The sequence below is a fragment of the Lentimicrobium sp. S6 genome (assembly GCF_013166635.1).
In the GTDB taxonomy this organism is placed as follows: Bacteria; Bacteroidota; Bacteroidia; order Bacteroidales; family UBA12170; genus UBA12170.
In genome coordinates this window covers 94,868-104,876 of the sequence record NZ_JABKBZ010000008.1, presented here as the reverse complement: position 1 = coordinate 104,876, position 10,009 = coordinate 94,868, and the positions used below count along the sequence as shown (strand labels likewise).

Genomic DNA, 10,009 nt, shown 5'->3' with positions numbered 1-10,009 from the left:
CTTCTTTTGTTGTAAATCTTTCTTTAAACGTCTGTCTATCAATGTTTTTTAGTATCCTCATCGTTCCTGAATTTGAATACAATTTACAAAATAATATACTCATATACAACTATTTGTGAACTAAATGGGTAACCCTACTATTTATATTGATATTTTATCAACAGAAAACCTAAATGACCTTTTAAATAGCCTTTCGACAGCGATTTTAAAAACCCTACCAGAAAAGACAAAAATAGGACAAAAAATCTGGGATTTCTTTAAATCATTACATGTCACATTATCCTACGATCCACTTTCTGGGGAACCAAATGTGAGTTTTAATCTGAAACAAAACGAAAGTAAAACTCAGATTAGAAACTTATTAAACATGCTCGATCAGCATCACAAACCAGTATTAATCGCCATCGATGAATTCCAACAGATTACTTCCTATCCAGAAAAAGGCACTGATGCTTATCTTCGAACTATTGTTCAGCAATTAAAAAATGTAGTTTTTATTTTTTCAGGGAGTCAGTAACATATTATGCATGACCTTTTTTCAAATCCTTCCAAACCATTTTTCAGAAGTACTGCATTCTTGCATTTAGAGCAAATCGACTTTGCAATCTACCAAAATTTCATTGTTCAGCAATTTGAGAAATATAAGAAAAAGATAGACAAAGAAGTGGTTGCAGAAATACTAAATTGGACCAATGTTCACACCTATTATGTTCAATTATTATGCAATAGGGTTTTTTCTTCTTCAAAAAAAGAAGCCACAACAAAAACTTGGCAAGAAGAGGCATCCAGATTATTAAAAGAACAAGAAATGGTTTTCTTCACCTATAGAGAAATGCTCACAAAAGCCCAATGGAAACTCATAAAAGCCATTGCAAAAGAAGGCAAGGTCTATAGTATTACTTCTTCAGCCTTTATTCAGAAATATGCATTTGGAAGTTCTTCTGGAATCATTCGTTCCCTTCAATCCTTACTTAAAAAAGAATTGATAAACAAACAATACGATGAGGATGGAAAACAATATTATAGTGTTTATGATGTATTGTTCCTGCGTTGGCTTGAAGCTCTTTAATACTTATTTATATATTTGTAAATAAAAACCCATGGCAGAAACTCCAACCCTACAAATCCCATTAGGCTTTCAAGCTCCTGATTTTTCTCTTCCTGACACCATCAGCGGGAACACATTAAATTATGCTCAAATCAGAGGAGAGAATGGCACAGTTGTAATGTTTATTTGCAACCATTGTCCTTATGTGATACATGTGATAGAGGAGCTGGTAAAACTGGCTAAGGAATATATGCCCAAAGGAATCGGATTCGTGGCCATCAGTAGTAACGATATTATTAACTATCCTCAAGATGCTCCTGAAAAAATGAAAGAACATGCTGCAAAGTGGGAAATGCCATTTCCCTATTTATACGATAAAAGTCAAGAAGTGGCAAAAGCATATCAAGCGGCTTGCACACCCGATTATAATATTTTTAATGAGGAGGATAAAGCTGTTTATCGCGGACAATTAGATGAAGCTCGTCCTAAAAATAATGAAGTGGTGAATGGAAAAGATTTACGAGAAGCCTTAGATAAAATATTAGCTGGACGAGAGGTAAACAAGAATCAGAAACCAAGTGTGGGATGCGGTATTAAATGGAAGAAAGAAGATGGCCTTAGACCTATCTTCTAATAGAAAAATCTAACATTTGGCAAGAGTAAAGCTAAATGTAGTTCCTTTTCCTAGCTCACTTTCTACTCGTATTTTGCCACCTTGCTTTTCAACAAATTCTTTACATAGAATAAGTCCAAAACCTGTCCCTTTTTGTGTAGATTCGCCAATAAGCTTGGTACTCACATCTATTCGGAAGAGCTTAGCAATGTCTTCTGACGCGATACCAATACCTTGATCTTTTATGGATAATTCCACAAACTTATCGTCTAAGTCTCTCGTACTAATCTCAACTTGCCCACCATTTTCACTAAACTTCACCGCATTACTCAACAGGTTTCTAAGAACGGTATGTAATAAATTAGGATCCGCATTTACATTGATGCCCTCCTCAATTTTATTCACCAGTTCTACTTTTGTACTCTGAGCATTCATTTGTAGGAGACGGATGTTTTGTTTCACTATATCATCGAGCTGCATACACCGCAAGTTCACTTCTAAAGTACCACTTTGAGTTCTCGCCCATTGCAGTAAATTATCTAATAAACTTTCCAAATACACAGCTGACTGGTTGAGGCTTTTAAGAAAATAAATCTTCTTGTCTTCCGGAATACTATCAGGATCATTACTTAAAATATCAGTAACTGAAAGAAAAGAAGTGAACGGGCCTTTTAAATCATGGGCAATAATATTGAAAAACTTATCTTTGGTTTTATTGGTTTCTTTGAGCTTTTTCTGGGATTTCAATAATAGCTGATTGAATTCCTCCAGTTCATATTTCTGTTCATTCAATCCAAAAATCATCTTATTGAAATTCTCACTTAAACTCCCCACTTCATCGTTCTGCGCCACTTTCACTTGGATATCGAGTTGCCCGCTTTGAACCAATGAAGCAGCTTTATCTAATTCCTTCAAAGGTTTAATAACCGAACGATTGATATAGCTTGCCAATAATAAAGTCCCAAAAGCTATAGAAGCAGCGATAAAAACAATCAATAGCTTAAAAGCATTCATCGACTTTTTAGATTGCTCCTTTACATCCTCAGATTTCAAGGATAATGTCAACATAAACTCATTAATTTCATCAATTAAGCTAGTAGTTACCAACATCACAGGGTCTGATTCATCTTCTACCAGTGACTGAGCCTGAAATACCAATAATGCATTATTATAATCGTCGAAGGTGGTCAGAATCGCCATTACTTCTTGCTGAGCAGGAACCAGATTGTCATTAAAATATAATTCCAAATGTTGTAATACCTTCTTTTCATCCTCTTCCCAGTTCTCCGATAAAACCCTCAATTCATCTAGGATTTGAGGAATATCGGTATCCAGTAATTGTTTAAGTCTTATTTTATCGGGAGAATGCGTTTTAGGACTCACGAAAACCCAGTTTTTAATCAGCATTTTGGTTTCGGTCACCTGATAAGAAAACTTTTGTAATAAGGCCGTGGAAGGAGAATATACATCTGCCATACTTTGCAGCAGCTTGTAATTATTATTTAAAGCAAAGAAAAGCATAATGGCACCCAATAGAATAGTCAATGTACTCAGGGCATAGGCCAAGCCTAATCTATTTGTTATGGATTTCTTTTGCAAGCTATAAAGTTAACATTATTTCTTTTTACCCCAGCGAAGGCTTACACCAAGCAAAAACTCAGCTCCCACCCTATCACCAAATATAAACTCATAATCATCGTTGGCCAGCATATTTCGTCCAGAAACAAATACCTGATGTTGACCATAGAAGCGGTAGCCGATTTTAAGATTCACAATGGCTTTAGAGTTTATCTTTTTCATTCCATCATAAGTAAACACATTTTGAGTACTTAAGAAGTATACATCGGTATTGGCAGAAATCTTGGAATCTCCTCTATAATTGATATTAAAGCCTCCAGTAAACTTGGGAGTAGCTTTATGAATTTTCGAATCGTTATTAATGATTACAATTAAGGTGTCATTCAGGTCATAACTGCTAGTCACCATATCCAGATTTGTCATTTGTAGGGTTCCAAACAATTTGGCATGAATATGTTTTAATACTAAAGTCTCTACACTTAAACTGGCCCCCATCTGTTTGGAAACTAAAGGAAGGTTTTGCTTAGTTACTTCCAACAAATAACTATTCTGGTTGATTTGATATAGCTCTCCTTCAGGAAGATTATAATTAGTAGTTTGGTTATAGAAGAAACTTCCATCGGCAGTTACATTTTTCGATAAATGCGACCTAAAACCAAACTCAAACAGGTGCATCTCTAATAATTTAAGATCAAGATTCTTATTATAATTGGTTTCTAAGGTGGTATTCCCATATTGAGATATTTCAGAGAAATTGACATGATAATCCCACATAAAAGGACCACGATTGGCTTTAGAGTAAACACCTCTAACCACACTATGTTCATCAATAGTATAACTTGCCGTAAACTGATAACTGAAATAATCATCTTTGGGATATTTAAACCATTCCCATCGTCCAGCAGCAGTTAATCTCAACTTCTCAATCAAAGTATAGTCAAATCTTATAAACACAGCAGTATTACCCAAATCTTGTCGACCACTAAAAATTCCAGATTCCCCTTCGGGTAAATACCTCTGATCGTCATAAAACACATATTGATAACTAATTCCTGGCAATACTTTTAAGTTTTTCCACTTATATAAATACTCTATACTCGATTGAAAATTACCATATACAAATTCATAACCCGGATAACCCAATGCTAAATTCTGTTGTCCTAAATTATAAGAGGCATTAAAGTTTAAGCCTTTGTAATAATACTTAAGATTACTATAGCCTGATAAACTTTGTCGGCCTGTTAAAGAAAACTCTCTGGTATCGAAAAATATGCTTTGTATATCTGACTGCTGAATTCCTGCACTAAAGGCTATCCCTTGGTCTTTTGCTTTTTGATAATAAAGAAACAAGTTGGCTGCTTTTCGCTCTGAAGATCTTAATGGATTAGGGAATTTACTTGCTGTATTTGGCGCGAAATATTTAATGGAATCGGAAGGAACATAACGTCCTTTTCTAACAGTGTCGAAATAATTTTCAAAGGCAAAATAGTCATCTTGAAAGCGATCGAGTTTTTGATAGTTTGCTGTGATTCGTGCCGTAAATTTACTATTCCCTAGTGCAATGTTAGCTTGTAGATCTTGCGAGCCCTCAGCGCCCATTTGAGCTTGCACATGGCTCTCTAAGCCTTCAACATTATTACGTTTGGTGAAGATGTGAATAACTCCACTCACTGCATTTGGGCCATAAAGTGCAGATGAAGGGCCATAAACCACTTCTATTCTATCAATATTCTCCATGTTCACAGGCAATGTTTCCCAAAAAGTTCCACCTTGAAAATGATTATAAACAGGCCGCTCATCAATCATGACTAGGGTTAGAGAGTTTTCACTATAGAATAAAGTTTGACCACTCGGAATATTATCATTTCCACGAATATGGACATCGTAATTTCCATTGGTTTTTTGTCTCACAATTAAACCCGGAATTAATCGAAGCGCCTCTGGAACATTAAGAGCGCCGGAGGCATCAATATCATCACCAGTGATAACGGAAATACTAAGAGGGGACTCAAAATACTTCTCATCAAACTTTGAGGCTGTCTTTACTTCTGGGTTTAAAACTTTCTCGTATAACTCCTCCAAAGAAGAAAGCTTAAACCTTCTCACCAAGGCCATTAATTCTTCTAAAGGCATTTCCAACAATTCACTTTGGGTGATTTTTCTGATCTCATCGGTACTCATACTTTCCACCTCTTTTTGCGCATGCAAAACAGGTGTAATCACAAGAGAAACAAGAATCAGAATAAGTATCTGAATATGCTTTCTATGGGTCAAGTTTGTATTATATTTTGTTTCAGGTTTCAAAAGTTAAAATTAAGTTCTAATTATATATTATTGTTTACGTGATTTTACTGATTTTCGATTTCTATTTTTCCGAGCTGAATTAACATATCACTCAGCTTTAAACCTTTATCTCTAATTAATTCTGGCCTAATGATAAATTCAAGGCCATCACTAGTTTCAAAAAGGTTAATATCGGTAAATTTTGCGTTTTTATAGTCACTAACCAATAATATTGGTCTGTTTTTTATCCAAGAAGCAACCTCAGGAATATATTTACGTTTAGAATAATCCACATAAATTAAATCAGCTAAAACCAAATCCTCAACTTCGTCAATATAGTCTACTTGAATAAGTCTGTCGCCAGCTAATTTAGTTTCTGCGATCTTTAAAATAGATTCATAGGTGTTTTTATCTCCATATATCACAATATGAAAATTCTCATCAGATTCAATAATTGGCCATTCTATTCGCTTAATAAAATTATATATATAGAGAGATTTATAATTAGACATTTGCCCAAACACAAACTGGGTAAGAACCACAAAGGTAATCACCATCAATATTTTATGTATTGGAAATTGTCTCATATTATTAAGCAAAGGTAGAATTTAATTTTTCTTTAAAAAAACATATTTCATTCTATATTAACACAAAAACAAGGCCAAATTAATCTCTAAAAGTTGCCTAAAGAACTTGTTTTTTTATTAACGAAATCTATTATTTTTGCAGTAAAAATTAGAAAGATGTTCGATAAACTAATGAGTCAGATGGGTCCTATGAAAGAGGCCATGGATCAAAGCAAACAAAAATTAGAAACCATAACTGTTAAAGGTGAAGCAGAAGGTATTCAAGTATATATTAACGGAAACCGTAGAGTTACCGAAATTAAAATAAGCCAAGCACTTATTGATGAAGGTGACAAGGAAGCCATAGAGGAATTATTACAAGTAGCTACTAATAAAGCTCTAGAAAGTGCCAATAATGTGAATGAGATGGAAATGGCAAGTGCAGCACGTGGCATGATGCCAGGCATGTTCTAGAAATCCTAAACCCATAAAAAGAAACCCCAAATGCTATCATTAGTGTTTGGGGTTTCTTGTTTCTTCATGTAATAAAAAGCTATAAATCTGCATATTCAATCTCAAAGACTTTTGCCATATTATCTTTTACTTTGGCTTTCACCTCCTCAAAATCTATTTCTCTTCCCAATTCTTTTTGTAAACTAGTCACACTCTTATCTAAAAAACCACATGGATTTATATAATTGAAATAATCGAGGTTGGTATTGATATTTAAAGCAAAACCGTGCATACTCACGTGCCTACTCACCTTTACTCCAATAGCACAAACTTTTCTCTGTGGCAAAATATCCGTAGCTTTTAACCAAACGCCAATAGCTCCCTCTAATCTACCACCCTTTAATCCATAATCGGCAATCGTTAGAATGATAGCCTCCTCCAAATTATAAATATATTCTTTTACGCTCATTTGCATCTGTTCCAAATTAAAAATAGGATAGCCTACCAATTGCCCTGGTCCGTGGTAAGTGATATCTCCTCCTCTATTGGTTTTTATAAATTGAGCATCGCGAGCTTGTAGTTCTATTTGATTAATTAGCAAATTCTGTGCATCACCACTTTTGCCTAAAGTATATACATGAGGATGTTGACAGAAAATCAAATGCTGAAATTCGGCTAACTTCTCACATTGTGGCAAATTAAAATTTTGTCTTTTTAATCCAATCAACTCATCGAACAAACTCTCTTGCCTGTCCCAAACTTCTTGATATTCAGACAGCCCTTCTAAATCTGAAAAATAGGTTGTGTTTTCCATTTGGTTCTAATTTCGAGGTTTAATGAATATGCTTTTCGGCTAAATAGGAGGAGCGAACCAATGGACCACTCTCCACATGACGGAACCCTTTTTCTAATGCAGACTTACGATACATTTCGAAAATATCTGGATGCACATATTCTACGACATCGAAATGCCAATCGCTAGGACGTAGATATTGACCAATGGTTAAAACCTGACAGTTTACTTTTCTGAGGTCATCCATGGTTTCCAGAACCTCTTCTTGTGTCTCACCAATTCCAACCATAATTCCAGATTTACTCACCAAACCAAAATCGCCAATGTTTTTAATCACTTCTAAACTGGTATCGTATTTGGCTTTATTTCTCATTTTTGGGGTTAAGCGACGAACTGTTTCCATATTGTGAGAAATCACTTCTGGGCGACTTTCCATCACCGTTTTTAAATCTTCATAATCACCTTGAAAATCTGGAATTAGACTTTCAATGGTGGTATTTGGCATCTCCTCTTTGATTTTTGTGATGGTTTCAGCCCAAATAGCAGCTCCACCATCTTCCATATCATCTCTATCAACCGAAGTTAAAACAACGTGTTTCAGATTCAATAGTTTCACCGATTCCGCTACTCTTCTGGGTTCATCATAATCAACAGTTTCTGGTTTTCCTGTTTTCACATTACAGAATCTACAAGCTCTAGTACAAACATCACCGAGTATCATTAATGTGGCGGTTCCACGTCCCCAGCAATCTTCCATATTAGGACAATGACCACTGGTGCAAATGGTATTTAACTTATGCTTTTTAATGATCTCTTTAACTCCGATATAGGTTTTTCCCATTGGGACTTTTATCTTCAACCAGTCTGGTTTTAGACGTTTATTTTGTTTTATAGTAGTTGGCATATTTTCTATTTTAAGGCGGCAAATGTAATTTTAAAAATTCAAATAGATTGTTTTTTACACTTTTTTTGGTTTTCTCTATTTACTACTTTACTCGAGCCACTCCTTCACCCATCAACACAGAGGTTTCAATTTGATTCTGACTATTTAATAATAAGTCTGAATCTATTTCAATTTTACCCTCCTCAAAAAACAATATCACTGTTGAACCTCCAAATTTGAAATATCCTTTTTCTTGTCCTTTTTCAATGAAAGGGTCCGAGTAAGTAGTAACCATACTTCCGACCATGGTAGCTCCAACTTCCGACATAATAACATCTCCAAAATCTTCGGTTTTAATGACTGTATACTCACGTTTATTTTGTGCAATCAATTTTATTTTTTTCTTTAATGCAATGGGCGAAACAGAATAATAATCTCCATCTATCTTAGATTCAAAAGCTACCTCTCCACCTATTGGGAAATGATATCGATGATAATCTGTTGGACAAAGTCTAAATATCATTAAACTACCATTTTCATATTTTTGAGCTATTTCGTCATTCTGAAAATAATCGTAGACATTGAATCTATAACCTTTCACAATGAAGTCTTGTTTAGAAATATCGGAGTAGGCCAACACTTTTCCGTCTGCAGGAGAAACCAAAACTGAGGAGTCTAAATTGATTGGCCGGGCTTCTTTTTTTAATTTTCTATAGAAAAAATCATTAAAGCTTTCAAAATCCTTCTTTACGGCTTCTGACAAATCCATTTTAAAATCCGAAACGAAGTCCTCTATCTTCTCTTTAGAGGAAGGCTTATCCATTTGCTGGCCATACCAAGAAGAAAGGAACTTATTCTTTACCATGGTATTTAAACTCAACTCACCGACCGGATTATAATAAAGCCAATAAAGCCAAGCTTCACCGGGAACTTTCTCTATTCTTTCTTCTCCACTTGTTCTTTCTACATAAGTGATGGGCTCTATCTCTTTAAAAGGAATGAAGGCCAAAACAATAAAACCCACTAATAAAAAGAAAAAGATATTTTTAAGATTCAGATTGCGCATTTGTTCTATATTTGAGGCCACAAATTTAGAAATAATGGAGTTTGAATTAGGACAAAAAGAGTTTATTGAGTTAAATAAACTGTTAAAGCTTTTAGGCTGGGCAGAAAGTGGTGGTAGAGCTAACTTATTCATAAGTGAAGGCGATGTAAATGTTAATGGCGAGGCTGAGTTTAGAAAAAGAAAGAAGCTCGTCAAGGGCGACATCGTTGAATTTATGGACCTGAAAGTGATCGTAAAATAAAACTCTTCCCTTTTTTTGAGTTCTTGACATTTCAGCTCAAAGCCATTATCTTTGAGAAAAAAAGCTAAAGATGTCAATGTCCTCATCATTCAAATGGGCTAATTTCTCTCGGTTAACTGCCCGCATATTGGGTTTGATTTTTGGAATCCTCATTTTTATATTTGCCTTGCTTTCTGGTGCCGAAGCATATGGTAATGATTTTATGGCTATTCTCAAAAACAGTCCAAATGCCTTACCTTGGCTTTTCTTTCTATTGCTCATTTGGTTAGCTTGGAAAAATGAATTTCTTGGGGGAACCATCATCACCATAATAGGCATCGCTATGCTGTTTTTATTTCAAATTATTGGAAATTTCATGATTTCCACTTTTGTCATAATATTAATGGTTCTATTTATTGGGAATTTGTTTTTATTGAGCTGGTGGTTAAGGAAATAAAAAAAGCCTCCGAAAATCGGAGGCTTGTGCAAGTAGTTTAGAAATTTAT

Annotated in this window: 12 protein-coding genes; 6 read left to right on the top strand and 6 right to left on the bottom strand. The window is 34.8% G+C overall.

The window, feature by feature from the left end:
- Positions 1–124: 124 nt before the first annotated feature.
- The 3 genes from HNS40_RS05180 to HNS40_RS05170 are packed head-to-tail and all read left to right on the top strand — an operon-like array spanning position 125 to position 1,682.
- A complete protein-coding gene (locus tag HNS40_RS05180) occupies positions 125–517 on the top strand; it encodes a hypothetical protein (RefSeq protein ID WP_172278369.1) in 393 nt (130 codons plus the stop codon).
- 6 nt (positions 518–523) lie between these two features.
- Positions 524–1,069 (top strand): hypothetical protein, encoded by a 546-nt coding sequence (locus HNS40_RS05175; RefSeq protein WP_172278367.1) that lies wholly within the window; start codon positions 524–526, stop codon positions 1,067–1,069.
- Positions 1,070–1,100: 31 nt separating this feature from the next.
- On the top strand, positions 1,101–1,682 hold the full coding sequence (locus HNS40_RS05170) for a thioredoxin family protein (protein ID WP_172278365.1): 582 nt from the start codon (positions 1,101–1,103) through the stop codon (positions 1,680–1,682).
- 9 nt (positions 1,683–1,691) lie between these two features.
- Here the strand turns inward: HNS40_RS05170 and HNS40_RS05165 are convergent, their stop codons facing one another.
- The 3 genes from HNS40_RS05165 to HNS40_RS05155 all read right to left on the bottom strand — a co-directional run bounded on the left by HNS40_RS05165 (position 1,692) and on the right by HNS40_RS05155 (position 6,109).
- Positions 1,692–3,260 (bottom strand): sensor histidine kinase, encoded by a 1,569-nt coding sequence (locus HNS40_RS05165; protein ID WP_172278363.1) that lies wholly within the window; start codon positions 3,258–3,260, stop codon positions 1,692–1,694.
- A gap of 15 nt (positions 3,261–3,275) precedes the next feature.
- On the bottom strand, positions 3,276–5,513 hold the full coding sequence (locus HNS40_RS05160) for a TonB-dependent receptor (RefSeq protein WP_172278361.1): 2,238 nt from the start codon (positions 5,511–5,513) through the stop codon (positions 3,276–3,278).
- A gap of 74 nt (positions 5,514–5,587) precedes the next feature.
- Entirely contained in the window at positions 5,588–6,109 is a 522-nt protein-coding gene (locus tag HNS40_RS05155; protein WP_172278359.1) for a YfiR family protein, read from the bottom strand.
- A gap of 156 nt (positions 6,110–6,265) precedes the next feature.
- On the opposite strand from HNS40_RS05155, the gene HNS40_RS05150 reads away from it, so the two are divergent.
- Complete coding sequence (locus tag HNS40_RS05150; protein WP_172278357.1) at positions 6,266–6,562, top strand: YbaB/EbfC family nucleoid-associated protein; 297 nt, start codon at positions 6,266–6,268, stop codon at positions 6,560–6,562.
- Between the two features lie 79 nt (positions 6,563–6,641).
- Here HNS40_RS05150 and lipB read toward each other — a convergent pair whose 3' ends face one another.
- The 3 genes from lipB to HNS40_RS05135 form a co-directional block, all read right to left on the bottom strand.
- Positions 6,642–7,355, bottom strand: a complete 714-nt coding sequence (gene lipB / locus HNS40_RS05145) for a lipoyl(octanoyl) transferase LipB (protein WP_172278355.1) — start codon at positions 7,353–7,355, stop codon at positions 6,642–6,644.
- 19 nt (positions 7,356–7,374) lie between these two features.
- The gene (gene lipA, locus HNS40_RS05140) at positions 7,375–8,238 is read right to left on the bottom strand and encodes a lipoyl synthase (RefSeq protein ID WP_172278353.1); all 864 of its coding nucleotides are present in this window, start codon (positions 8,236–8,238) and stop codon (positions 7,375–7,377) included.
- A gap of 82 nt (positions 8,239–8,320) precedes the next feature.
- Complete coding sequence (locus HNS40_RS05135; protein ID WP_172278351.1) at positions 8,321–9,283, bottom strand: phosphatidylserine decarboxylase; 963 nt, start codon at positions 9,281–9,283, stop codon at positions 8,321–8,323.
- A gap of 34 nt (positions 9,284–9,317) precedes the next feature.
- On the opposite strand from HNS40_RS05135, the gene HNS40_RS05130 reads away from it, so the two are divergent.
- Both HNS40_RS05130 and HNS40_RS05125 read left to right on the top strand, forming a co-directional pair.
- On the top strand, positions 9,318–9,524 hold the full coding sequence (locus HNS40_RS05130; RefSeq protein ID WP_172278349.1) for an RNA-binding S4 domain-containing protein: 207 nt from the start codon (positions 9,318–9,320) through the stop codon (positions 9,522–9,524).
- A gap of 70 nt (positions 9,525–9,594) precedes the next feature.
- Positions 9,595–9,960: a hypothetical protein gene (locus tag HNS40_RS05125; protein WP_172278348.1), complete on the top strand. Its 366-nt coding sequence runs from the start codon at positions 9,595–9,597 to the stop codon at positions 9,958–9,960.
- Positions 9,961–10,009 lie beyond the last annotated feature (49 nt).

What these genes read in the sequence shown, in the direction of transcription:
- HNS40_RS05150 (WP_172278357.1), top strand. Translation starts at nt 6,266, where the DNA reads ATGTTCGATAAACTAATGAGTCAGATGGGTCCTATGAAAGAGGCCATG.
- HNS40_RS05125 (WP_172278348.1), top strand. Translation starts at nt 9,595, where the DNA reads ATGTCAATGTCCTCATCATTCAAATGGGCTAATTTCTCTCGGTTAACT.
- HNS40_RS05175 (WP_172278367.1), top strand. Translation starts at nt 524, where the DNA reads ATGCATGACCTTTTTTCAAATCCTTCCAAACCATTTTTCAGAAGTACT.
- HNS40_RS05170 (WP_172278365.1), top strand. Translation starts at nt 1,101, where the DNA reads ATGGCAGAAACTCCAACCCTACAAATCCCATTAGGCTTTCAAGCTCCT.
- lipB (WP_172278355.1), bottom strand. Translation starts at nt 7,355, where the DNA reads ATGGAAAACACAACCTATTTTTCAGATTTAGAAGGGCTGTCTGAATAT.
- HNS40_RS05135 (WP_172278351.1), bottom strand. Translation starts at nt 9,283, where the DNA reads ATGCGCAATCTGAATCTTAAAAATATCTTTTTCTTTTTATTAGTGGGT.
- lipA (WP_172278353.1), bottom strand. Translation starts at nt 8,238, where the DNA reads ATGCCAACTACTATAAAACAAAATAAACGTCTAAAACCAGACTGGTTG.
- HNS40_RS05180 (WP_172278369.1), top strand. Translation starts at nt 125, where the DNA reads ATGGGTAACCCTACTATTTATATTGATATTTTATCAACAGAAAACCTA.
- HNS40_RS05155 (WP_172278359.1), bottom strand. Translation starts at nt 6,109, where the DNA reads ATGAGACAATTTCCAATACATAAAATATTGATGGTGATTACCTTTGTG.
- HNS40_RS05130 (WP_172278349.1), top strand. Translation starts at nt 9,318, where the DNA reads ATGGAGTTTGAATTAGGACAAAAAGAGTTTATTGAGTTAAATAAACTG.